The organism is Methylovirgula sp. (assembly GCF_037200945.1).
GTDB lineage: Bacteria > Pseudomonadota > Alphaproteobacteria > Rhizobiales > Beijerinckiaceae > Methylovirgula.
In genome coordinates this window covers 603,773-628,558 of sequence record NZ_JBBCGP010000001.1, presented here as the reverse complement: position 1 = coordinate 628,558, position 24,786 = coordinate 603,773, and the positions used below count along the sequence as shown (strand labels likewise).

The window sequence follows — 24,786 nt, the reverse complement described above, 5'->3', positions numbered from 1 at the left end:
TAAAGTCCCTCATCAAAGGACGTCAGGATTGGTCGTGGCGTATGGCGTATTGCCGGAGCTATGCACCGGTTGGTGCAGCATTGCTCTGGACGCTTCAGCAGGGTCTGCCGGCAACCCGTTCGCGCTCATTGAACAGTTGTTGTTGATTGAAGGGCGCCTGCGCATCGGCGAAGTTCTCGACGCCGCTAAAGAAATCTCGTCATCCTCGATGAGCTGGGATACTTGCCGTTCAGCACCTCCGGCGGCGCCTTGCTCTTCCATGTGCTGAGCAAGCTCTATGAGCGCACCGGTGTCGTCATCCACCACGAACCCGAGCTTCAGCGAATGGACCGGCGTCTTCGGCGACGCCAAGATGATTATGCCCGCGCTGACCGCGCTCCAAAATAGGATTTCGAGTGGACTCTCGCTCCCAGATTCAAAAATTAGTCAATGGACTCGATCTGGGACAAGCATTTTTCAAGATTGGCTTTTGCAGAGGTGAAGTGTCGTTTTACGGAGGAAAGCCAATCGGCGTCCGGTTTCGCTCTTGAGGAGCAAATTGCATTCAATTGACTGCAGACGGTCGTTAAATCGTTCGTCATGTCTTCTAAGACAAACGCGAGATTATCGAGCGTCACTAACTGGTAGAAGATTGGACTCGCGGTTGTACCATCTTCCGCCAGCGGTCCTTCGAACCTCACGTCGACCAGCGGCACAAGTAGGTCTGGCCCACCCCGCGCTCTCTTCCCCATACTCATGAGAAGCGTGGTGTAGGAAGACGAAATATACGAGACCCGTTCGGCCAAGGACTGGCCGTACAAGATAAGGGTGTCATCTGTGCCGGTTTCGCCGGTGCTGTGCTCGAGTTGCTCCTCGTCAGGCATGGTTATCCTCCGTAGAGGCGTCTTGTATGAACGATGACTTATGCTGGGCCGGCGGTAACACCATCCAGCCTCGATAGTGACGTTTATCGTTTCGCACCATCACCTGTGTGCCAGTCGAAACAAGCCGGCGAGCATGGCCCTCAGATGACTTATCGGCTTCTCTCTCCGTCGACGCAGCCGTTCTACGAACGGGCGACTCCGAAATCTGCTCCACAAACGCTCTGATCAGATTTTCCACATTCTTGGGGGGCAGAGTGGGTGGATCAGGACGCGGCGGACTAACGACCTCGTGCTTTGCGAGTGCGGCAGCCCCCTCCCGAGTAATTGCAAAAAACGCTTTCTTACCGTAGGTCGTCCTCTCCAACAGACGGGCGTTGCTCATCATGTGCAGCACACGACTCATATTCTCGGGACCCAGCCCAAGCGTTTGCGCAATTATGGTCTTTTCCACGGGGCGTGATCCGGCACGCCGAAGAATTTGCAGTACTTGGACAACATGCTGCCGGCTTAGCACCCTGGTCGGGTCTGCCACCATGGAAGTTGCAATCGACATTTCGAGCAGGTCGTAGAATGCCCGGAAGCGTTCGGAATACGCCGAGTGATTTTCTGTGATCGATGCGCTCGACCTTCGAAATATGTCGAACCACTCACGCAGTTCTTCGTCGCGGCGACGGCCGTCCAACGCTTTCCAGAGCCATGCTCCAAGTGCATCGTATAGCCGACTAACGCTTGCCTCCGATCCGTCTCGAAGAAGTTTGGAGACTACTGCCCTTGCTTCAGCCGCAGTGGCATTCCCCATCTCAATTTGTTCGAGTTTCGCTTCCATAGCATCCGTCATAACTTCACAACCATTAAGAATGCTTTACAACGCTTTACTCTGATTTGGATAGCACAATCTAGGCATTCTTTGGCCACCCGTAAGCTTTCCATATGGCATTTTGACCCAAGTCCTTAGTTGAGGCGTTGCCGGGCCTCTTTGGCATAGGAATTACAACACCCAAACGGCCATCCTCGAAATCCGTGCTGAGGTTGTGTTGCACCACAAAAGTCCGGGTTCCAAACCTGACCTCGACAGCGGCCGCCGTATTCCGGTGACCTTCAATGGTCCTGTCGTTGCCCATGGAGGGCACCAGGATCAGATCAATATCCAACTCGGTAAAGGGATTGGAGTTCACATCGCAAAAATCCAGGCAAATCGCGAACCCGATCAGTGCCGCTTCGGTAGCCAGAACGCAGACGCGAGTCCCTGGGACGATGTCTTCCCGCCCCCAATCGCCGTCGGCATAAGGTTCGATCTTGTCATATGCGAAACGCTCGACACCATAGCCGTCGAAAATCCTAGAGCGATTTACCGTGCGGCCATCGATATTTTCGTGCCAGCTGCCTGCGACCACCACCTCGGGCGGAGAGCGCGCGTCCTCAACATCGCGATCCGAAAGTAAAGTTCGGAGACGTTTTAGGAGCGCCGGAGGGACCGTCAATTCGGGCCATACCAAAGCAACGCATTGCTCATTTAGTGCGTTTTCGATTTGTGTGTTCACAACGCTGGCGGCGGTAGCGCACTGCGCATCGAGGATGACGAATCTCTTTTCTCCGCGCGCTTCGAATATGTCGGGCCTTAGCTCGATAGCTCCAAATAAGCAGGCTCCCACTCGCCAACTCTCAGCTTCGTGTTTTGACATATGCCGTGACCGGCTGCTGAAGATCTCGACCGAGTATCCGTTGATCTTTTTGGGGATCATTCGGTGGAACAACATCCCCCTTTTCTCATATGGTTGTCCCTGCGCCGCAGCCCGCGACCGACTCGGGCCGTCGCGCGGTATCACGTACCAGCCTAGGTCATCCACCAACCAACGCGTCGAATCGCTGGGCCAGTGTGATCGATACTGTCCCAGGGTCGCGTCGATTGCGCGAATTAGACCACCAAGAAGTGCCGCGATGTCCTCAGGTTCTTCCCCTGGCAGCGACCATAAAACATGGCCTTCCGAGATAGCTTTCTCGCAAACCTTTTCTTGGATTACGATGCGCTTGTCGGCCATGGCGCGGTAGGCCTTTTTCACGCTACCAGGGGAGCTCAGAAAGAGCTTGTGCAGCTCGACGAGCGTCCTGCGAAGCGTTTCACGATCAGTGAAGTTGATCGAGCTGTGCGTTTTCGCAAGGGCTCGCGCATCTTTCACCCAAAGGCCAAAATCGGCGTCTATTCCGCTTCGCGACACTTACAAAAGCCGCCTCTATCACGACGATAAGTATCGACTGATAGTGGGTTCGCGGACCCTACGCAACAGACAACCATCTGTCCGACCTCGGGATTTGTAGAAGAACAGCGCCGCCGCCGTGGCGCGCCGCCGGTTGACCCGATCGCGACCTGCCCATGTGCAAAGGAGCGCCCCCAGCGAAGCCACCGCGGGAATTATATTGAACTGCGTCCGCTGGTCCTCCGGGTTCTAAGCCATTCAGGCATGTGACGACAGCCATGGCTGAATCCGCAATGCCCAGGCAGGCAATATTCTGCTCTTCTGGGGGCGAGAGCGATAGCGATCTCTGGATGGCCTTTTTGATGATGGTTTTGTCGCTCGCTTCGGACCTATAAGTCTTTGGCTCTTTCCCGCCAGTATTCCATCGAGGGCACGAATGCTTCCAGCGGCTTCAGTTCGCTTTCCCAGCGCTGCCATGACATTTGGCTCAAGCGCTCGGCCTCAGCCTTGGAAACGCGAATGCCTCTAAGCCCCATTTCCTTCAGGTTCCACCACGCCTCTGTGAGAACCCCTGATAGCAGGGCTTGGCAAAGATAACGGGCCGCGACCCGGTTATCGCCTCCACTGCAAATGGATACGGCTCTCCACGGAGCCGGCTCCTTTCGACACCGCTTCTCCAGATCGCATTTAAGCTTCTCTATATCCTGCTTGAGAAAGCGAAATGTTTTCTGCGCGGGTTTAGGACCAGCCATAAAGGGCTGCAGATGTCCCGCCCGGCACAAGAGGTCGAGCAAGCGAGGCGCAGTTCCTGTCGAAACTCCAAGCATCACGCCGGCGTCAGTCTTGGTGATGAGGTGCGGCCGGATTTTCCCCAAGACCTCCATGTCGGCTCTGGAAAGGAATGGGGTGCCGGTGTGATTGACCTTTTGAAGCAATCCGAACGAACCAAGTAAACTACGGAAACCTTGAGTGCTTCTAACGCCGCAGATCTGCATCGCCTCTTTGATCGTGCAGAAGGTCCGTTCCTGCTCCATCAATAAAGAGCGGGTCTCGCGTGACGCATTTAATTTCTTCACTTGGGATGTGACGACGAACTTCCCTGCGGCATGTCTGATAATCTGGTCCGCCAGGTAGGGTGAGAACTTCTGGCCGCCCTTGAATGTGTACCAATGGTAAAACCACCCGTAGGCGTTCGTCAGCTTCGGCCGATCCGGCGGATTGGTCTCGAGGAATTGTTGATAAGTTTTTTCGAGAACAGCCTGCAGGCGATCGTCGATGAGAACCCGGTACTCGTATCGCTCGGATCTACGATCGTAGCTTTATCTTTCTTTTGAAACCTGACTGCCTCCGCTATTGGCTTGGATCGATAGCTCTGCGCGACGCTGATGACGTTCTTGCTGATCTTCGCGCGCAAGGTTTCTAAGCGTGCTCGCCGATCAGCAGGAATGGAAAATCCAATCCGGGCAGTTGAATCGGGAAATCCGTCTTTCCCAGTCATGGATTCCGGCCCTCTTGGATTTTATCGCCCGCGAGCTTCCTAAATGGCGGGACGATCCAGAGCGCGGAAACGATACTGCCGAGACGACACTTAATTCGAGATTCTGCGCATACATGAACAGCGCGACGCGAACAAATGAGGGATGGGACTTTCTGCAATTTCGTGTTGAAGAGCCCGACGAAAGCGTACGTGGAAGGAGGTTTGATCTTGCTCCGGCGCCATCGGCAGCGACGATCTGGATCGAGGGTCGGCGCTACACACAATATGAGGCATTGTTTCCGATCGAGTGTAAGCGTCTTCCTACGCCGGCGGGAGTTGATCGAGATAAACGCGAATATCTCTACAGTGAACATACATCGACTGGCGGAGTGCACCGGTTTAAAACGGGCAAACACGGCGCGGCGCATACAATCGGGGCGATGATAGGTTACATACAAGAGGGCGATATCCCCGCTTGGGATCGCCAATTAAAGGATTGGCCTAAGGATCTCGTGGCGAAGGGGATAGACGGGTGGAGCCCGGGTGACGAGGTGCATATGAGAAGCCACGATTCGGCAGCGCGATTAGCGCTGTTGGAGTCCGATCATGTGCGGGAAGGCGAGTTGCAGCCGATTCACATTCATCACCTTTGGGTAGATATGAACTGAGCCGTTTTGGGGCGTCCGCGGGCCGCCTGCTTCGCCCTTCGGGCGGCAGCCCATCTTGACCAGAAGACGGGCTCAGTCTCCGCATTCCGCCTGACGAGCGTGCCGAGCCTTCATACGAAACTCAAATATATCTTTGTCTTTTCGGCAGAGGAACGAATTCTCCTACCCGAGGGGGGCGAGAGGTTTATGTTTTCGATGCCGGCGCGCAATATTTCGAATATATAAATTGCCATCCTAAGACTGGCGTATTTCGGGCGATCTGAAGCAAATACGGCGGATGTCGGTGGTGGAAGAGCCGGCGCCTTGTGCGGCGCCGGCGCAAATTTAGCAACTGCCCCGTTTCGGTGGATGAAAAAGGTATTCATGACGCAGGACATCACGCCACAAGAGGCGATGAAACGCCTTGAGCAACACTTCGGGTCTCGCGAGGCGATGCTTACCCATACACTTACGATGTTGTCGACGTCAGGGCAGCCGGCAGACGTGACGTTCTATCTACACAAGCCTCTATTAGACGTCCGTGTGGGCACGAAACTTGGCGCGGCTCGACTTTATGGACTTGAAAGCCACGTTCCCCGCTTGCTGAGGCGTATCGAATTTTCAAATGGCGCAGTGGCGAGCTCTGCTGAGATTTGGACCGTAAACCCCATGCCGATGGGTGGCTTCTCACCAGAAGAGTTGGCAGCTGTTGACCTCTCAGAAGGAGATAAGCCAACCGGGCCCCAGGGAGAAACGCTTCGGCAGATGATCCGCGAGACCTACCATTGCACGAGCCGAGAAGAGACCGACTATTTCCTGCGACGCTGGATCGCGTCTTAATAGCAACCCGCCGGGCTATTTCTTGGGTGTTGGCCCACTCACTTTCTCGGGAGCCTGCCACTGCGGTGGTGGAGGATTGTGCCTTATATATTTGATGAACTCGCGTTGATTGTTCAGCTCCCACTGGCCTTTCGCATCGAGTCCGCTTTCATATGGCATCAGGCGCGCCATTTCAGCGTCTGCTTCGTCGAGAGCACCGCAATAGGCTAGGACGACTGCATATTGGCTGCGGACTGGGATAATGCGGCCCGCAAGCTTCAAACCCACAATCGTTGGCATCAAATTGCGCTCGATGACGTCACGCGCACCGATGTAATCGCTTCGTGAGATAAAGTCGTCGACGAGATCCTGTCCGACTCTCACAAAAGAATCCAAAGAGTGAGCCATCGAGTAGAATTTCATCGCGTGTATGGGCGCCAATCCTGGATGATTTCCGGTTATCCTGATCGCTCTTGATTGCAGGTTAAGGCAATCAGCCAGGTGCTTCAGGTCGTCAGTCGTGTCGTCCCCACGCTTTAAAAGTGGGAATATCTTGTCGGGGTTCTTCCCCATCACGTCGCCAAGCGTAAGGCCGAGCAGGTCATAATATTCGGCAATCAGATCGAGTGTCGAAGTGACGCATTCGTCCATCATGTCAATCGGCGTTGAACTTTGACCCCCGATCGGCGCGCAAAAGTCACCCCGTTCATTTGCGCGTTGTGACGGAATGAGGGCGTAGCCCGACTGGAGTTACAACGCGCTTGGCTACCTGATCAGGCGCGGTTCTTGAAGCGCCAGCTTTCGTTGCCGGTCTCGACGATGTCGCAGTGATGGGTGAGACGATCGAGCAGCGCGGTGGTCATCTTCGGATCGCCGAAGACACTCGGCCATTCGCCGAAGGCGAGATTGGTCGTCACCAGGATCGAGGTACGCTCATAGAGCCTGCTGATCAGATGGAAGAGAAGCTGGCCGCCGGCCTGGGCGAAGGGCAGATAGCCAAGTTCATCGAGGATAATGAAGTCGAGGCGCGTCAGATAATCGGCAAGGCGCCCCTGGCGGCCGGCGCGTCCCTCGGCCTCGAGGCGGTTGACGAGATCGACGACGTTGAAGAACCGGCCGCGTGACCCGCCGCGGATGCAGGCGCGTGCAATGGCAATGGCGAGATGTGTCTTACCGGTTCCGGTACCGCCGACGAGAACGACGTTACGCTGTTCGACGATGAAGTTACCGCCGGCGAGATCGCGCACCAGGCTCTCGTTGATGGGTGTGTCGGCGAACAGGAAGTCATCGATATCCTTGGCGAGCGGCAGCTTGGCGACCGTCAGCTGGTATTTGATGGATCGGGCGTGCTTCTCGTTGATCTCGGCCTTGAGAAGATCGCCGACGAAGTGCTGCGGCTCATGCTGACGTTTGACAGCTGTTGCAAGGGTCTCGTCGTAGGCATTCCTCATGCCAAAGAGCTTGAGGTTGCTCATCATGTCGAGAACTTCGGTACGTTCCATGATCATGTGATCCTGAGCTGATCGTATCTGGCACAATCGGCGGCAGGCGCATGCCGCAACCTAAGCGCCTCCGGGGTAAGGATGATGGGCGAGGGACCGGGATCGCGGCGCCGCGCGAGGATATTGAGGATGACGTCAGCGCTATAAACACCCTCGGCCAGGGCCTCCGCGCAGGCGGCTTCGACCGCCGGCAAGCCGTCTGTCAGCACAGCCGCGAGAACTTTGACCATCTGCCGATCGCCATCATTGGACCCGGTGAGCTTGCGCCGGACACGCTCCAGGGCAGCTGGCAGCACCCAGTCCTTGAACGGGGCGCCATTGCGCAAGGCGCCGGGCTTGCGGGCGAGGATCGGGACATAATGCCAGGGATCGTAGATCGTCTCGCCGCGCCCATAGCAGCGCGCGTGTTCTGCAACGACGCGGCCCTCCTGACGGATCACGACCCGGTCGGCGTAGGCGAAGATCTCGACGGGCCGCCCGATGGCCGCGGCATTGACCGAGTATTTATTGTTGTCGAAGCGGACCAGGCAGGTCTTCGACACCGACGCCGGGAGCGCGTGGAATCCGTCGAACCGGCCGCGATAAGCAACAAGCTGCGGCCGCTCCTCTTCGAACATCTCCCAGATCGTACGCTCGGGACGTTCCGGGTGCGGATGCATCTTGGCATAGGCAATGATCTTGTCGGTCAGCCAAGCGTTCAACTCGTCATAGGTCTTGAACTTCAGCCGTGGCGTGAAGAAGCGCTCACGCACGAGACCAACCTGGTTCTCGACCTGACCCTTCTCCCAGCCGGACGCCGGCGTGCAAGCAACGGGCTCGACCAGATGATGTGCACACATCTGCAGGAAGCGGCGATTATATTGGCGGTCCTTGCCGAGGAAGATTGTCTCTACCGCCGTCTTCATATTGTCGTAGATGCCACGCGTGCAGGCACCCTTGAAGAAGGCAAAGGCCCGCTCATGCGCGTCGAACACCATCTCCTGCGTCTCACGCGGATAGGCTCGGACGAACATCATGCGGCTATGGCAGAGACGGACGTGCGCGACCTTCACGGTCGTCGTCACGCCATTGATCACCACGACATCGTGGCTCCAGTCGAACTGGTAGGCCTCGCCCGGCGCAAATGACAAAGGCACATAGGCCTCAGCCGTGACGCTTATTTGCTCCCGGCTCCAACTGCGGGCATAGCGCCTGACGGCATCATAGCCACCATCATAGCCTTTGGCTTGCAGCTCTTCGAAAAGCCGGATCAACGTCAACCGCTCGCGGGCCGGTTTGCCGACATTCCCCGTAAGCATCAAATCGAGCGCGGCTTTCCAGCGCCCCAGCTTCGGACGCGGCTGAACCTCCCGCTCATAAGAAAACGATGTCTCTTCCGACCGCAGCACCTTGCGGACGGTGTTGCGAGAGATCTTCAACTCGCGCGCGATCTCCTTGATCGACTTACCCTTGACTAGATGCTCCCGCCGTATCCGGCCAATCGTCTCCACAACCAGCATCCCCCACCGCCCGCTCAATCCAAAGCGGGCACACTGCAAACACTTCTCAGGGGGTCAATATTCCACGCCGATCCCCCTATCTACGGGGGTCAATATTCCACGCCGGATCACACTACGGCGACGAACCAGCGCTTCATTGCGTCGCGTGAAGAGGTCTCCGTTGCCTCAAGTTCAAACTGAGAGGGAACCAAGACCCGTCGAAGGCGGGTGCGCAACGAAAGGCGCGGCTTATGGAACGTTGCAGGAAGATGAAGAGCTAATGAAAATGTTAGGACAACAAACAAGCTGCCTATGACAAGAATGGCGAAGTCTCGTCTCTCGTCTCCTATTATACCACGAGCGTCAGGTGCAGCCTGATAAAGGCTTGTTATCAAAGCCGTAACCAGAGCCGAGACGATCACTCGGTTAAGAAACGAATTAAGCAAGATACAGACGAGAGCTACGAGCCAAAATGTGTAAATAAGAAAGTACACTCCAACAAAGTCGGTTTGCGTCATCATCGTTGCGATGCTCCGCATCTAATACTCGACGGTATTATAAGAGAAAAGGCTATACAATCGTCGAATTTACAACAAGCGTTTAAAAAGCTGCCCCGGCTTTGACCGGCGCGCTGCAGGTCGCGCGAGCGACGTCCCGAATTGCGCTGAGAAACACATCGGAGTTGACGATTGGCTGTTTACGGCTCTCGAATTACGGGTGCCATTTCAAACGAAGTCCGCTTCGCTAGCCCGCGGGGATTCTCAAAGGTGCATTGGGCGCCCCTTATTGTCGGCTCGTGGGCAAGTGGCCCGATAGCAAGGTCTATGTTATTTTACGTCTGAGTTGGTCCCGTTGTTGCCGCAGCATAGGAGCTGACATCCATGTATGCCGATCCGCAGCCCTTTCTGGACGCAATAGCGAAGGAACAGCGACCTCCAGCGACTGGGTTAAGAGTCACCGGGATTTCGGTTCCTCACCACTTGCTCGCCATCGATCTAATTGCCCGCGGATTCCAGGCTGCCGCCGATAATCTGTATGACCGCGTCATTGTCATGTCTCCAGATCACTTCAATCGCAGCCGACGGCCTATGGCGACGACGCAACGCGACTTTGATAACGTGTTTGGACAGGTGCAAAACGATCACGTCGCGACCGGCACCCTGGTAAAGTCGAAGGACTTATTCGACAACCTGCCTTCATTTGATGATGAACACGGAATACAGGCACTAATACCATTCATCAGTTATTTTTTTCCGGCCGCAAAGGTGGTGCCTATTGCTATCTCTTACAGTGCTACAGTCGAGGAGTGCGATTGCGCGTTGTCGCTCATAGAGGCGCTGGCCGGCCCCAGCACGCTTATTATCCAATCCACTGATTACTCGCATTACCTGCCGCCAGACGTCGCGTTGCAGCGAGATCAGGAGACTTTAAATGTCATTGCCGCAAACGACGTAGGCACTTTGCTACGGCTGCTACAGCCGGCACATATGGATTCCAAAGCATCGCAGTATCTGCAGATGCAGCTGCAGAGCCGCGTCTACAAAAGCTCTGGGACCGTCATAGCCAATCGCAACTCGGCTGAATATAGCGCGATCGGCAGAAAGACAACGAGTTACATCGTGACGGCCTATACCCAGCGGCCGCTGGCGGGAGTGGAGTTAAGGTATTCGGACCAGCAAGTGTTTTATTTTGGCGGTGACACTTTTATCGGGCGCTGGCTGACGGCGCCGCTCGTAGATAAGAACGTGGCAGCCCTGGTAATTGATAGTGTCATGGCAATAACGGGTGGCGCACCACTAATAGTTAATCTTGAGGGCGTGGTTCTGGACGAGCCCCCGGAGGGGGCTCGCAATGATCTGCACATAATGCATGCCAGTCTGGCGATACCGATCTTGAAGGCGATGAATGTCCGCGTCGTGGGCCTTGCATCCAACCACAGCTATGATCTCGGTTTGTCGGGTTTCGAGGAGAGCCGATCAACGCTCAAGCAGGCTGGAATCGTGCCGCTCGCCCACAAGCAGATAGTTGACGTCGGTCCATTCCGTCTTCTCGGACTTAACTTCATAGGAAAGTGCGATTTCCACAACTATCCGGTCATGAGAGACAATGACCTTGAAGAGCTATGCCACATGCAGGCGAAGCCCCCGTTACTCGCGTTCGTGCACTGGGGGCGTGAGTATACTAATGCTGCGCAGGCCGGCGAGTATGCGGCGGCGCGAGCTATTTGGGCCGGCGGGGTGAGCGCGATTATCGGAGCCCATTCACATCAGGCAACGGATCACATCGAGGCGATGCAAGGTGGAGAATACGCGATGACGTTTTCGCTCGGCAACCTGCTTTTCGATCAAACATCATCTCGCGGCTCAGGTGCGCTGCTCGAAGTGCGCGTGTTCGAGCAAGGCACCTACGCAATGCGCTTAATCCCCATTCCTAACCTTTTCGAAGTCTGTACTGGGCAACTGCAGGTGGAGCAGGGCTCGGTTAAGTCGCCGGAAACCAGCTCGGCATGTAGTACAGTAAGTTGATTGGCCGGGATGGAATTTCGCGGCCATCAGCGAGTTGCAAAACGACAGTGAAATGATGCTCGGAAGACTTGGTGGCGTGGACCGTCACAGTAAACCTGCTTGTGGAGCTAGGTGGGATATTCCGTTCAAAAGAGACTGGCAGACGATAGTCGGACTGATCGAGCCTGAGTCTTAGAGCTTTCGCAGCGACTATGTTGCGCTCTCCGCCCTCGCCACACTCAGCCTCGATGGTGATATGGCCGAGCGGCAAAAGAATCTTATAAGGCGAAGATCTCGAGTGCCAATCACCCTTACTGCTCTGCCAAGTGTAATCAAGGGTGCCGGTCACCCCGACGAATATGGATGTATCAGCAATTTCGATCTGTGGTGAGATTGACCCGAAGAAGCCGCTTGTTCTGAGCTCTCGAAGACAGGTGGAGGAAGAAGTTGCTCTACAGGCAAATCCCGATGCCGATTTCGCGGCCAGGGCGTGAGTATCGACCCCGACTTCCCTGAGCTCTGGCTCAAGGCTTATATTTGACGTGTGGACGATATTTCCCACGCTCTTCACAATGTGCGCCGGTCTTTCTCGAGAATTGGCGTGTGGATTCGTAAAGGCAAAGCGCATCACCGCGTTTTGGGCGGCGCCCCAACCAAAATTCTGGGCCATGAAGTTAGGCTTGAATGGGTTACCCTCGCACACGGCGAGAGCACGGTTAAACTGGATAGCAGGCTGCAAATCGCTTACGCTAGAGTGGACAGAGAGGTAGGCACCAACGACAGAAATCGAATCGGCTGATCGATTCTGGGCTTCGAAGATCAGCGTGAGCGGAAGCAACTGCCCTCTGGTCAATGAACAGACGCCATCCCCTTCATCTCCTTCTTCGAGTTCCGTCAGTTGGATCTCCCCGTTACCTTTCCACATTGACATCAACCGCTCGTCGGCCGGTTGAATCATTAGCCGACGTCCATTGCTGGAGGTGGCGTATGTGAAGTCACCCTCGCGGGCCTTTAATTTGTCGATGGTGATCCCGATCCTTATGTCGTCAGCGTCTTCAAAAGTTGACTGTCCGGTCAATTGCGCCAGACGGTGGGAGTCCTCAATCTCCTTTCCAAATATCCACTTCGACTGATACGTATTACCGTTTGGAAGCGTCGTTGTTCCGGCTCCATCGCGATGGCCATCACGAAACTCTCCATCGAAAAGTTCGCCAGTGGAATCGATGAACCGGCCGGCTCCATTTGGCTCTCCCGCACGCATCTGCCCTACATACTCATCTCCGCTCGCCATCTTCAGGCTGCCGAAGCCGTCCATGAAACCCTTCTTCCACTCGCCCTTGTAAGAAACGCCTGTGGCATCGAAGTAGCTGCCCTTTCCATCGGCGCGGCCGTCTTTCATCATGCCGTGATATTCTGAGAAGACCGAGGAGCGATCGTAGGAGGGCTTCCCATTGAAGCGCCAGATAAGGCGTCCTGCACCACTGGGTTTTCCTTCGAGGTCGTTCTCGAGCGAATCTGGAATCCAATTGAAATTCAGATCGCGAGACGGCGCCGCATCCCAGACAGTATATGTTCTGCGAAGCAGCGTCCGGTTGGCCGAATCGAAAACCGATTGTGCTTTCGTGCGCCAGACGCCGATCTCGGTGGCCGGTGGCTGCGCGATCGAGGGCTCGAGGGAAGGATCGTCGGGGGTGGCGGCGAAACCCGCAGCCGACGGCCAAGCGGCCAACATGGACCTCGGAATCGCGAGACTGGCGAATTTGATGATAGAGCGTCTCGAAAGCATCTTATTCTCCCTAACCAGATCGATCAGCGAAGGAGTGCGCCACTTTATTGCTATTCACGGAACGAGTACAAGACCGTTAATCCGCTTGAGCCATCTAACTGGATCGGTGTTGATGACACTGACTGCGGCGATATCGCCGGCGATAGCGACGTTGTCGTTGGAAATCCAATCGAACCAGCTCACGTTCTCCCTTCGATCTCCGGTACGTCCGACCCCGGTCCGGCGTGGGATGAGACCAATAGCGAGATAAGGCTCAGGGCCGTCGACCTCTAGGGTCCAAACGTAGAGGCGATTGTCGGAGCCTAGGGCAGCTAACTTTTTCCCATCAGGACTGAATGCTACCGTGGAGATTGTTGGAGAATCGCTTTCTAGGACGCGCCAAGTCGTTTGGCTGGCGATGTTATAGATTGGGACGAAGCCATCTCCGCTCGATGTCGCGAGTAAGCGCTTGTCGGGACTTAAGAAGAGGCTGCCAACGCCGATTTTGTCGTGTTTTTCTGTCCGAACATCGCGCATGGAGCCTATGGGTCGTTTTGTTCCTAGATCCCATATCTTGATCTCGCCGCCGACGTAGCTGACCAGCAGGGAGTGCTTTGTTGGCCCAGCGGCTATACCCCATGCCTCGTCGTTCGGTCCGTTGGCACTGAGCAGGACAGGCGCTTTGCCAGGTGACTGAGGATCAATTTCCCAAACGCCACCCTGACTTAACGGCACCGCTATCATGCGATCTTCGTCCGCCCACGTAAGATGATAGCCGACGCTAGTCTTCAGTGGAATATCGATCGGTGTCTCGCGGTAGCCGACTGAAACGATATGAACCGTGTCGTCGTCCTCAAGGACGGCGAGGTTGTTCTTATGGCTCCACGCGAGGTCGCGGATCTCAGCGTCGCTAGTCGATACCACGAACTGGTCCGAAGTTCCCGATGTTGGATTCCAGACTTCGATTGTTCCATCGGCGCCGCCGGCCGCCACCCACTGGTGGTCGGGTGACGTCGAGATCGTCCTTATCTCCTTCGTGCCTTCCGCATAGAGCGCAAAGGTTGCATCGGTATTCTGAGCCAAGCTCCAGGCTCGGGCGGTTCCATCCGCCGCTGCGGATGCCAAATAATCGCCGTCTGGAGCAAAGCTTAACCGCGTGATCGCATTGCGATGCCCCTCGAAATGCATCGCAGGCTTGAAGGGTTTGGCGCCGTTGGCGGGCTGCCATACGCACACTGTTGTGCTGTCGCACACAAAAGCCAGGGTGGGCTCCTTCGGACTCCACGCCAGCGTTGTTACCGGGCTATTGTCGAAGATTTGTCGCGCGACGACGGACGGTGTATTGGCGCGGACATCAAAAACCGCAACCTCGCCTTTGGTGGATCCCCCTGCCAACCAACCGCGCTGTTGCGCCCAACCAAGCGCGTTGACGGGGCCGTTCAGTTTGGGCGCATTACCTAAGACATTTCCAAGAAGGTTGTAGATGAAAATCTTGCCTGTATTGTCGCCCACCGCAACGAGCTTGTCGTCTGGACTTATAGCCACGGCGCGCCCGTGCGCATTGCCGAGAAACGATGTCCTGCAAGCAGGCGCCGACTGGGTCTTTGCGTTCCAATCACAGCGATAGAGCATAACGGTCTCGTCACTCGTCGCCACCACGATCAACTTGCCGTCTCGGGCAATCGCTGCTGCGTGTGCGGTCGGATAGACCGAGATATCCGGTCGAGGCGCTTCGAGTCGAATGATGTCGCCTGTGCTGCTAAAAACGCCGACCGATCCCTGGTCGAATATGGCGATGATCCGACCACGATCTAGTTGCAACAGAGCGCGAACTATCGAGGCGTTGCCGTCTTGAGAACGCTTGATCGCGGGCAGAGCCCAGCTGTTGAGAGCAGCAGCATTGGGCTTGCTCGCGTCGAATGTCCGCAGTCTGCCCGATCCAGTCGAAATTCTTAGTACACTGTCATCGGCCCAGGCCAACGCCGTTCCAGTATCGCCCCCGAGCTGGATCTCTGCCATGGCATTCGGCGAAATTTCCATCACGGCCTGTAGCAACGCCGATCTACTGGCGGTTGATGGAATAGATTCGAACGCGCGCCTCGCGCGTCCAATCGCAGCGCCTACATCGCCATTACGGAGATCAAGTTCCGATTGCGCGATTAAGAGCGATGCCTCGGTTTCACGCTGCATTCGTAGAGTATGCTGCCATTGGTCGAACAGAATCAGGCAGAATACCGCACACACCGCCGCGAATGACCAGGCGACAATCTGCGCAACCCGGTGTTCGCGGGTCTCACGCGCACGGCACGCTGCTAAATAGTCGAGACCGTCCTTCCCAAGACGTCGACGGAAATCCTCGGACTTTGCGATCCGCTCGGCTGCGCTCAGTCGATCAGCGCGGTGATCAAGCCACGCGGGAAGACGGTTGTTGCGAACCCATTCGCCGGCCGCGCGTTCTACCGCCTCGACGGTTCTCAGGTCATCGCCAGCAGCTTGCAGCCATGCCGCCAGCGGCGGCCACTGGCGGAGCAGGCTTTCGTGCGCGACCTCGACGACATCGGTGTCAGAGCGTCGGTCAATGACGAGGAGCCGCTTTTCTACGAGGCGCTCCACCATGGCGCGCGAGACGCCAACAAAGTCGCCGAGGGCGGCGACTCGGCGCATGACCTGCCCAGTCTGAGAGTCGATGCGTGCAAGTAATGGGATAAACGTCGCACGCAGGCAAGCGAGTTGCTCCTCTTGGGCGGCCGGGATAGCTGGCGCATCACTAGGCCGAGCCAGCGCGTCCTTGATCGCTTCTTTGATTGAGCCCGCGACACCGCCAATCGCTTCGTATTGAACCAGCGTAAGGCTGCCGCCAGGAGCAAACCCTTTATAGAGCTGAAAGAGAACGAAGGCGAGCAGCGGCAGCGCGTCGGCTCCGGTCGCGTCGTCGACCAACCGCTTAACGAGCGCTGGTTCAATGGATATCCTTTGACCACGCCGCATCACGACATCGAGCGGCTTTACGACTACGTCGCGATAGGACGTTTGCGGCAGCGGTAGCAAAAGCAGCGTCTTGGGCGGATCCAGATGAAGCGCCGTCACGGCTTGAAAAAGTCGCGTCAAGCTATCCGAACGCGCCGCTAGTAGACCAAATAGTTGGACGCCTTGTGGCGGATCGCGGAGGAAATATGCGAGCAGCCGGAGGAAACGTCGACTCTCGGCTTCGTTTTCCGGCAAAAACAATTCTTCGGCCTGATCGATCGCAAAAACGAGCGCCGGCATCGCCGCGTCCGGCTTACTAATTCGTCGTTCCTCGTACGCCTGCGCGGCGGCATCTGCCATCATTCGACTAAATTTGGTGGCAGCTTGGGCCTCATTTTCTGCCATCAGTGATGTATAGACATCGCCAGGATTGATCGGGCTACCCGGACGGGACAACCTGACGGCGAGCTTGAGGCCAAGGCCCTCCGGGCCGGTTAAAATCCCTTGCGCTGGTCGCAAAATCGCGAGCGGCGCGATGTTGGGATCGCGGCAGAGCCGCGGCCAGAGGCCAGCCCGTAAGAACGATGATTTGCCAGCGCCCGACGAAGCCTGAATGGCCAGCAAGTTGGGGCTGCCGTTGCGGCACAGCAAACGAACCTCGTCTAAGCCACCCAAGATATCAGCGTCGCGGCCAAAGAAGATGGCGGCGTCGTACTCCGTAAATGCATTTAATCCGGGAAACGGCGGAGCGTCCGGCCTATCCTCGGGCGGCCATGGAAAGCTCTCTGGGGTGATGCCACGTCGGACCAAATAATCTTTGATTTTGGCCAAAGCTTCGGCGTTGAAGGTGACCTCTTGATCCTTGCCGCGGAACGCGACCTTCTCCTGGTAGGCTTGAGGCGGCGCTGAAAGATCGACGATCTGCCGCTCCTTAAAGGAATCTAGACGCCGATCGTCGAGCCTCAGATCGTGCAGCAGCACGACGATGATCTCCTTGCCAAAATCTTCGGCCTTGCGGACCTCGGTCAGGCATTCTGGCGATTCTAGTGCGGCCGGGGATGCAAGCAAGATGACGGCTTCGCACCGCGAATGCGCTTTGCGCAGCGCATCCTTCCACCGTTCGCCACCCCCAATGTCTTTGACGTCGAGGAAAACATCTTCGTCATCCCAACCGTTCACTCCCAACCATTGCTTGAACGCGATGGCTGCGACGGTGTCCTTGCTTGAATGGCTGATGAAGAGCCGCGCCACGGCCGGTTTCCATTAAACGGTTGGGAACTTCGCAGCGGGTTTAGATTGAAGACCTTGAACATATCAACATTGGGCTGTGAAGCGCAAGGTATTCAGCCTACGGGTCAGGCCTGCACCAGCGCGAATTTTGCGGTCATTGTCTTGCTCGAGTGAACTAAGACAAAAACTTGGTGACTCTGCGTGAACGACTCCGCGATGCATTCGTGTCTCGCGCCATTCATGTCGACGAGAGCGATATTGCGTTTCCTGAAGAACGTCGTTTTGCTTGAGGGATCAAGCGGCCAATTTCGGAAGGAGGGGACCTGAACTCAGCGCCTCAGGTTTGCTCGGAAACCGTCTCCCTTGACCAGTCCCGGCATGCCCGCTTCGTCGAAGTCCTGGATCGATTTCGAGCTACTACTATCTAATCCTAAAGGCCCGGGCTTGCGGTGCGGCGCTTCTGCCAAGGATATGAAATCCATGGGAGATTATCAGAAAGAGATCTTCGTACCTGCTGTAGAGAGGTGAGGGCGCTCCGCAACGGACACCAAATTGAGTATCATCTAGCTGCACGAACGTTTGAACGTACGTGAACCGTTCACCGTTTTCCTGCATTTGATAGACTATGCGATACCCCCTGATCTGTTCGCGTGACTCGAGTGGTTTACGGCGACTGCCGTGCCCCCAGTCGACTACGTGTCGCCCGGACACGACTTTGCTCAGCAAACGAAAGCTCTCCTCCTTTTCAAGGTTTTGGATGCTCCAGGCGATCCATGCTTCTAGGTCGCGAGTTACGACGGCATAGCTACCCCACGCCCGAACTTCGATGCGAGGGTCTGTCGGGTGGCGAAACGAGTTGCCATCGCAGTTTACCGGATCATCACGGTCCCAAACGGAGGGATATGCGAAGGAAAAGCCGAACCGCGCATTTTGTTGCCTATTTAGCCTGCCATGCACGGAGTTCAGGAGTGGATTTTCGCAAAACCGCGAACTTGGGACGCCGAGCTGTTCTTTGGCTTGAGATTCTGCCTCAGACTTCCATTCGCGAAGCAAGAATGTGTCGAATCTGTTTTGATCGCTATCGACGAGCTTTGCACAAATCTGACAAAGCCAGATGCCATTATCGATTGAGCGCCTGGCTCCAATTTGGAGGCAGGAATCAAAACGAGGGCCACCTTCTGATGCCGCTGTAATATGTGCCGCGACGCCTACGTTGGTCGACTTTTCGGAGTCGATTCTGGGCCCACTAGTTTGAGCCCGGCATTGAGGATTTGAGCAGAGATAATTGACTCGCAATGCGAGACGGGTTTTCACACCTTGAGGGAACTCGTCTCTCGGCACTTTTCGATCCAGTTCGGCTCTGTCCCTGATGCATTTCTAGCGCGTAAATGCCGAAGAAGCCAATCTCCGCGGCTCGCACCATAGTTTAGCCAACCAACAGTCCCACGAGGCAAACTGTTAGAAACGCAGGATTCTCTTCGCAACTGGGTTGTCACAACTATTGGGAGAAATAATGGGTCATCGGCCCGATTAGAGGCCGTCTGTTGATTTCCACTCCATCAGCTCTCAATGGAAATCAACATACTGACGATCATGATAGCGTGGATAGACCCGCGTCATCGAGCCGAGCGCGCAGTCGGGCGGTTTCCGCATTCTTTTGGCTTGACCGCCAAGCGTTCATTAAATCCTCACCAGCGCAAACTTCGCCAAGCCTACTTCGAATGTCGTACCGCAGCTCCAAGAACTCGCTGCGGAAATGATCGGCCTTCAGGCGATCCAGTGCTTTATTGATCCATATCAAAGCGTCGGGCGCGTCGCCCTGCGCGAACCGTGCCCGCGCCATGAGCCGTTGGAGCCACTCGTTAGTTTCGAGATCGTCGCGCTCACGCAAGAGCAACTCGCCGTCGCCCGGTCGCCCCATTTCGATCAGCAGTTCGGCGCGTCGCTGAAGATGGAAGCGCTGCGGTCGTACCTCTGCTTCATGGAGCGCCAGCGCTTCGGCCTGGAGCCGTGGGGCGTCATCGCCCTGGAGGCGGGACGCTTCGAAAAAGATTTCAGCCCATGAAAATCGGTCGCTGTCGGTCTGTAGGCTGTCAGCAGTTGGTTCTGGCAAGCGCTGGAGGATGCGCTGGAATAAGGCGGGCTCCTCCGTAGACAGATATCGGCCTAAGGCAGCGAATGCACGAAACGCCTGCAGAACGCCGACATTTGCCGCCTCCACAATTGTGCGCTCGATTGCCTCCGAATGGCGCTGAATTAGGCCGGCCCGCCAGCTGCCGGAGCCCCACGGCAGGCGCTCGATGAGGCCAAGGAGCACGGAGTAGGTCACGCCCTCTTGCCCCGCTCTGTGGCCGAGAATGTCGTCCACCAGCTGAATGGCCCGATCGACTTTGGCAGGACTTACTCTGTAAATATCTATCAACTGCAGACGGGTTTCGTGGAGCGGTGACGGGCCGCTTAACACCCGCTCGAAAAGTTCGGCCGCGGCGTCGGGTCCGCCAAGTCGCTTCAGCGCCTTGCCCTTATGGTGCTGTACCTCCGCGGTCTGTCTATCGGTTAGGCCGGGTAGTTCGGCAAGAATGTCAAAAGCGGCTAAACGTTCTCGCAACCCCTTCTTAGCGATCCCGTCATCTTTCAGCTTGTCGTAGAAGAACAGTTGCTCAATTGCCTCGATGACTGCGATTACCTCTAGAGGAGCCGGCGAACGTCCGATGAGGGCCTCCGCAATTACCAGCGGGTCACCGACTAGTTCCGGTTGCAGCTCTCCAGGATCCCATACCGAAAGCAGGGCATATCGGAAGGCGGCCGATGGGGATTTCTCTGCAACGAGTTTCTCAATCTTCGGGCGGAGAATACGTGCGATTGTCCAAAATCGTAGGCCTGTTTCATCTGCGCTGGAGAGCAAGTAAGTTTCCAATGCAGAATCAAGTTCCGAGCGCCGCGGACGCGAACACCACTCGTCGTTCAAAGCTGCGAACACGACGTCGTGTAGTCGGATAACTCCGCTTCGGTCTGCGGTGGTAAGCCCATAACTCCTAAGTTTGCGGATGCCTAGCGGGCGGATGACGTGCTCTAAGAACTCCTGCCCACAATTCGGCTGCCCGGCCCACGCGAAAACCGAGAGTTCGCGCCCCAGCGTAGTGCGGAGACGATCCAAGAGCCGGTCAGCAAGCCTCTGGCCGTCATGTTCCAATTCCCCGACGGCTTCGCAGTCGAGAATGATTTCCGCCCATTTGGCACCCCCTCGCACAGCCGCGCCGATCAAGCTGAGGCTGAGAGGGTGGCCGCCGACCTTAGACCAGATAATATCAAAAGTGGCGGGCGGGCAGGCCGTGCCTTCATGATCGAAAAGACTCTGCGCTTCAGTACGGGTAAGCATAGGCAGTTCATATGAGCCTGGCGACGCGGTCCGCTGTGTCAAGATTATCCGCGAACGTGGGCCACAAAGTTCGGCGAGGCGCGGTTCCGAAAGGGCAAGCCTGACGTCGTCGATTACCAAAAGACATGCCCGGGTACGCAGCAAGGCGGTGATGTTGCGTGCCTCGCCTCCCCTCACTAAGGCAAGCGACTGGAGATCCTCCGGCCGATGAACCTCACCAGCCTCGAGCCAGATTATCAGGTCATAATCATCTTCATGATCTGCAGCGTAGGCCGCCGCCGCGGCCGATTTGCCAAGGCCGCCGATGCCGCTGATTGTCGTTACGGGATTCGCTGAGATGCGCCGTGAAAGTTCGGCTTCCACGCCAAGTCGAGGAATGCGGTGCCGCTCAGGCGCAGGAGCCAATCGGCTCACCGCCTCTTCGTCCCGGATCCGCTGCAGCTCCGGAATGAAAGGGGCGAGGCGACGGACTGTGGTATCGCTGAAGATCAGTTTTTCAATCAGCTCCGTCGCGATCTCTTCGGCGCCCCACAAATGCAGAGTTCTGCCCTGCATTTCCGGCCACGTTCGAACAATGGCTTCGAATTCCTGCGCGATCTGTGGCCGTTTTCGCCGACCCGACAGCAAAAAGATATCGTGCGCGGATGGTTTTCGGCCAAGCGCCTTCCTAAGATCGCCCTCCGCTTTGCTCATCGGACGTTCGAAGTAGTCGCTGGCGTCAGAGTACTCGGCAACAATCCGTCCGTCGTCGCTGACGGTATCGACCACTCCACCCACGGGATAGCCGACAAGATTGGTCCCCTGATGGTTCATCGGCACTTCAAGTAGCGCGTCCAGGAAAAGGCCGCCAAACCGCTCGAAGTCCGTGGCAACGTAGCCGATAGCTTCGGCCAGGCTATCAATCTGCGCTGTCTTGCGCTTCGGATTCATCCAGATACTCTCAGCTGAAACACAACTTCGGCGCACAGGGGATCGCGACCGCGCTGACCAGGATCGTAGCGGTTGTTTCGGCTTCGGTCACGCTCAGCGACAGCCGCCCGCCCGATAAAGACGATACGGCGCTCGCGCCGTTTTCTTCGAAGCCGGCGGCCACGGTCGGGCGCCTCTTGCCCAAGCCTTCGTCTTTGATGTGCTGTACTATCCAGATGATGCCGCCTTCGCTCAGCCGCACAATCGGCTCTGGAGTTGGGGCGGCGTGCCGCTCGTCTATCGAACCGCCCCGGGAACGATCCAGCTGTTCCGCTGCGCCCACGAGCCAGACTTTGTCCGGCCCGACGACGTCCCCGGATGCAACTCTATACGGATTGCCCCAAATCGCTTCTCTCGAAAACCCGCATCAGATCTCGATCCAAACATGGTTCAAGGCTAACTTACACGCAATATACAGGCTTAAACAAATTCAGGGGCGAGGAATGTCGCAGTGGCAGGAGATCGTTGCCCAGAAGGAAATTATTATCAATGCAATCGATCTGGTGAGCTTTCTGCTTGTGACTCCGGAGGTGGTGCGATTGACCGCGCCGTTCTTGAGCCAAGCGGTTCTCATATTTCTCGTCGTCTTCATTGTCCTGCCAGTAGCAGGGGTGATTGGCCAATTCTTCTTCTTTGAAGTTTTGTCTTCCCTTGATCTTGCGTTCGCCGTTGGGCTGTATTTAGGTTATCTCATTATCATCATTATATTTTTCTTCCGAAATCGTAGGCCTCTTTACGACTGGCTATCGAAGCACGCGCTCCTCGTGGGCGTCTTGCTCTTTGGGACGAATCGCATGTTCGCCCTGGTGATCGCTATCCAAGAATGGTTCAAACATCAGCATTGAAGAGTCCCCACGCTGGCAGCCTACTTTTTAGGTTCGCGCCGCTCGGTGGAAATATCCCTCTGCGCTGGGTCAGCTCTCAGTGGAAATCAACAGCGACCGCATATCGCGGATCTCATCATGGCCAGCGGTCAAGTGTCCGCATTGAAAGGCCGGACATATGACTGCACCGCCGCGGACTGGATCAGATCTCCAAAATCACCTTGCCAGTCGGGCCGTTCCACATATGAGTCAGAGCCAAAGTTCAACGCCGATGGGGTGGACGCCCCTCCGACGGCATCTTGTGCCAAGGTCGCGGTTGTCGAAGGACCGCGAGGAGAGGAGAGGCGTCCATGAAAGAAGTTAGCATCATCGGGCTTGATCTGGCGAAGAATGTATTCCAGCTCCATGGAGCGGGATCGGACGGCTCGGTTGCGTTCCGCCGGACGCTCTCACGAGCGAAACTTCTCCCGTTCTTCGCCGCCATGCCGAGATGTCTTGTTGCCATGGAGGCTTGCGCTAGCGCGCACCATTGGGCCCGGCAAATCAGCGCGCTCGGACACGACGTGCGATTGATTGCGCCGATCTACGTGAAGCCTTTCGTGAAGCGAAACAAGAATGACGCCGCTGATGCGGAAGCGATCGCTGAAGCCGCATCCCGACCCACTATGCGTTTCGTGGCGGTGAAATCCGTCGAGAAGCAGGCGGCCGGGGTTGCGTTCAAGACCCGTGATCTTCTCGTCCGTCAACGCACGCAAGCCATCAATGCTGTTCGCGGACACATGGCCGAGTACGGCGTAGTTGCTCCCAATGGACCGGCACATGTCGAGCGGCTTGCGGCAGCGACTCAGGATCCGGAAAGCAGCGGCCTACCGGCTTGCATCCTTGGGGTCTGCCGACTGCTTCTTGACCACATAACGAAGCTTTCCGAACAGATCGCATTGCTCGAAAAAGAATTGCGCGAGCGGGCGCGGGCTGACGAGACTGCAAGACGCTTGATGACCATCCCGGGAATTGGGGTGATCTGCGCGACCGCAATGGAAGCCCTGGCACCTCCGCCCGAAAGCTTCGGCAAGGGGCGGGATTTTGCTGCCTGGTTGGGCTTGACGCCTAAGCAGAACTCATCTGGAGGCAAGACTAAGTTAGGCGGAACATCCAAGATGGGCCAGCGGGATTTGCGTCGGCTGCTCGTTAGCGGCGCGATAACGCAGGTGCGATGGGCTGCACGAAAAGGCGCGCCAGAGGGATCGTGGCTGGCACGAATGATGGCGAGAAAGCCGCGGCTGGTCGTCGCGGTGGCTCTTGCAAATCGCACCGCGCGGATTGCGTGGGCATTAATGACTAAGGGTGGAATTTATCAAGCTTCGCGGCTGGCCGGCGCCTGAGCGTCGACCGCAGCTGAAGACGTCGGAGATGTGAGCAGGTCGATCAACGGGTAAGGGCAAACGGTCAATGAGACGGAGCCGAGAAAACCAGCGTCAATCGGAGCGCTTCGAGCGCGCAACGCCGATTTGGACTCGGCTCGCGGACTTCCCATACGGGCCCGCGGCGTGTGAAAAGCCGCATCATGAGGCCGGACACACGAAAGCGCCTGACCACACCCTTACCCATAGAAAAACCCTTGCATCCAACGGGGCGTCCACACACGATTGACAATCTTCAGCGCCATACGCTCAGAAAGAGGCTCCTCTGCACCGAGCACGCGGCGAGCAAGGCGAATATTGGTTACCCCAGACTGTCCCGGGCCATATCGAGATGGCCTGCGCGATCTTCGATAAAGAATTCGAGAAATTGGGCGAAGGCAGTTTCCAAGCCGGGAAGGCTTCGCCAGTTCTCATTCACTGCTTTGAGAACGGCGGGCTCACATACAGCATATCGGGCGGTTGTTGCGGCGAGCACTTGCGCAGCCCACGCGAGTTGACAGCTCGAGTACCGGCTTATCATTACATTTGCGGTGGCCGTCATCGCGTCATTCAGCTCGCCGGTCGATATCGAGATCGCTGCCAAGTCTCTGCGTGCTTGAAACCCGAGCTCGGATGTAGCTGGATTCCCGTGTTTTAACGCGGAACGGCACCGAAATGTAAGCGGCAAGGTGATCCCATCTGGCATGGGATTTTGGGAGCAGTTATTGATGCTGGATCACAAGCATTGATGTGAGCTTCTATGTCTG

At 56.5% G+C, this 24,786-nt stretch carries 15 protein-coding genes and 2 pseudogenes; 6 read left to right on the top strand and 11 right to left on the bottom strand.

What is annotated here, in order from left to right; translation table 11 throughout:
* Positions 1–192 precede the first annotated feature (192 nt).
* Positions 193–355, top strand: a pseudogene (locus WDN02_RS02930) (ATP-binding protein); the annotation flags it as partial.
* A gap of 67 nt (positions 356–422) precedes the next feature.
* Here the strand turns inward: WDN02_RS02930 and WDN02_RS02925 are convergent.
* From WDN02_RS02925 to WDN02_RS02910, 4 genes are all read right to left on the bottom strand, one after another.
* Positions 423–863 (bottom strand): hypothetical protein, encoded by a 441-nt coding sequence (locus tag WDN02_RS02925; RefSeq protein WP_337292083.1) that lies wholly within the window; start codon positions 861–863, stop codon positions 423–425.
* Positions 856–1,689, bottom strand: coding sequence for a hypothetical protein (locus WDN02_RS02920; protein ID WP_337292082.1), 834 nt, complete (start codon positions 1,687–1,689; stop codon positions 856–858). Before WDN02_RS02920 ends, WDN02_RS02925 begins: the two co-directional genes overlap by 8 nt.
* Positions 1,690–1,759: 70 nt before the next feature.
* Positions 1,760–3,079, bottom strand: coding sequence for a hypothetical protein (locus tag WDN02_RS02915; RefSeq protein ID WP_337292081.1), 1,320 nt, complete (start codon positions 3,077–3,079; stop codon positions 1,760–1,762).
* Between the two features lie 368 nt (positions 3,080–3,447).
* Entirely contained in the window at positions 3,448–4,095 is a 648-nt protein-coding gene (locus WDN02_RS02910) for a hypothetical protein (RefSeq protein ID WP_337292080.1), read from the bottom strand.
* A gap of 388 nt (positions 4,096–4,483) precedes the next feature.
* Between WDN02_RS02910 and WDN02_RS02905 the strand changes: the two genes are divergently transcribed.
* Together WDN02_RS02905 and WDN02_RS02900 are read left to right on the top strand one after the other, a co-directional pair.
* Positions 4,484–5,203: a hypothetical protein gene (locus WDN02_RS02905; protein ID WP_337292079.1), complete on the top strand. Its 720-nt coding sequence runs from the start codon at positions 4,484–4,486 to the stop codon at positions 5,201–5,203.
* Positions 5,204–5,566: 363 nt separating this feature from the next.
* Positions 5,567–6,022 (top strand): hypothetical protein, encoded by a 456-nt coding sequence (locus WDN02_RS02900; RefSeq protein WP_337292078.1) that lies wholly within the window; start codon positions 5,567–5,569, stop codon positions 6,020–6,022.
* 15 nt (positions 6,023–6,037) lie between these two features.
* Here WDN02_RS02900 and WDN02_RS02895 read toward each other — a convergent pair whose 3' ends face one another.
* From WDN02_RS02895 to istA, 3 genes and pseudogenes are all read right to left on the bottom strand, one after another.
* Complete coding sequence (locus WDN02_RS02895) at positions 6,038–6,655, bottom strand: hypothetical protein (RefSeq protein WP_337292077.1); 618 nt, start codon at positions 6,653–6,655, stop codon at positions 6,038–6,040.
* A 119-nt stretch (positions 6,656–6,774) separates the two neighbouring features.
* Entirely contained in the window at positions 6,775–7,503 is a 729-nt protein-coding gene (gene istB, locus WDN02_RS02890; RefSeq protein ID WP_337291678.1) for an IS21-like element helper ATPase IstB, read from the bottom strand.
* Positions 7,400–9,002 (bottom strand): annotated as a pseudogene (istA, locus tag WDN02_RS02885) (IS21 family transposase). Before istA ends, istB begins: the two are co-directional and overlap by 104 nt.
* Positions 9,003–9,862: 860 nt before the next feature.
* On the opposite strand from istA, the gene amrB reads away from it, so the two are divergent.
* Entirely contained in the window at positions 9,863–11,506 is a 1,644-nt protein-coding gene (amrB, locus tag WDN02_RS02880; RefSeq protein WP_337292076.1) for an AmmeMemoRadiSam system protein B, read from the top strand.
* On the opposite strand, the gene WDN02_RS02875 is transcribed toward amrB, so the two are convergent.
* From WDN02_RS02875 to WDN02_RS02860, 4 genes are all read right to left on the bottom strand, one after another.
* Complete coding sequence (locus WDN02_RS02875; protein WP_337292075.1) at positions 11,463–13,271, bottom strand: hypothetical protein; 1,809 nt, start codon at positions 13,269–13,271, stop codon at positions 11,463–11,465. The two genes, amrB and WDN02_RS02875, sit on opposite strands and share 44 nt — an antisense overlap.
* A 54-nt stretch (positions 13,272–13,325) precedes the next feature.
* Positions 13,326–17,468, bottom strand: coding sequence for a TIR domain-containing protein (locus tag WDN02_RS02870; RefSeq protein WP_337292074.1), 4,143 nt, complete (start codon positions 17,466–17,468; stop codon positions 13,326–13,328).
* Between the two features lie 1,570 nt (positions 17,469–19,038).
* On the bottom strand, positions 19,039–21,756 hold the full coding sequence (locus WDN02_RS02865) for a hypothetical protein (RefSeq protein WP_337292073.1): 2,718 nt from the start codon (positions 21,754–21,756) through the stop codon (positions 19,039–19,041).
* Positions 21,757–21,766: 10 nt separating this feature from the next.
* A complete protein-coding gene (locus tag WDN02_RS02860; protein WP_337292072.1) occupies positions 21,767–21,997 on the bottom strand; it encodes a hypothetical protein in 231 nt (76 codons plus the stop codon).
* A 241-nt stretch (positions 21,998–22,238) separates the two neighbouring features.
* Here WDN02_RS02860 and WDN02_RS02855 point away from each other — a divergent pair, with 241 nt between their 5' ends.
* Both WDN02_RS02855 and WDN02_RS02850 read left to right on the top strand, forming a co-directional pair.
* Complete coding sequence (locus WDN02_RS02855) at positions 22,239–22,640, top strand: hypothetical protein (RefSeq protein WP_337292071.1); 402 nt, start codon at positions 22,239–22,241, stop codon at positions 22,638–22,640.
* Positions 22,641–22,969: 329 nt separating this feature from the next.
* Positions 22,970–24,001 (top strand): IS110 family transposase, encoded by a 1,032-nt coding sequence (locus WDN02_RS02850; protein WP_337294847.1) that lies wholly within the window; start codon positions 22,970–22,972, stop codon positions 23,999–24,001.
* Positions 24,002–24,786: the final 785 nt, after the last annotated feature.

Coding starts and splice junctions, on each gene's coding strand:
- WDN02_RS02925 (WP_337292083.1), bottom strand. CDS start 863: ATGCCTGACGAGGAGCAACTCGAGCACAGCACCGGCGAAACCGGCACA.
- WDN02_RS02920 (WP_337292082.1), bottom strand. CDS start 1,689: ATGGAAGCGAAACTCGAACAAATTGAGATGGGGAATGCCACTGCGGCT.
- WDN02_RS02900 (WP_337292078.1), top strand. CDS start 5,567: ATGACGCAGGACATCACGCCACAAGAGGCGATGAAACGCCTTGAGCAA.
- WDN02_RS02895 (WP_337292077.1), bottom strand. CDS start 6,655: ATGATGGACGAATGCGTCACTTCGACACTCGATCTGATTGCCGAATAT.
- istB (WP_337291678.1), bottom strand. CDS start 7,503: ATGGAACGTACCGAAGTTCTCGACATGATGAGCAACCTCAAGCTCTTT.
- amrB (WP_337292076.1), top strand. CDS start 9,863: ATGTATGCCGATCCGCAGCCCTTTCTGGACGCAATAGCGAAGGAACAG.
- WDN02_RS02875 (WP_337292075.1), bottom strand. CDS start 13,271: ATGCTTTCGAGACGCTCTATCATCAAATTCGCCAGTCTCGCGATTCCG.
- WDN02_RS02865 (WP_337292073.1), bottom strand. CDS start 21,756: ATGAATCCGAAGCGCAAGACAGCGCAGATTGATAGCCTGGCCGAAGCT.
- WDN02_RS02855 (WP_337292071.1), top strand. CDS start 22,239: ATGTCGCAGTGGCAGGAGATCGTTGCCCAGAAGGAAATTATTATCAAT.
- WDN02_RS02850 (WP_337294847.1), top strand. CDS start 22,970: ATGAAAGAAGTTAGCATCATCGGGCTTGATCTGGCGAAGAATGTATTC.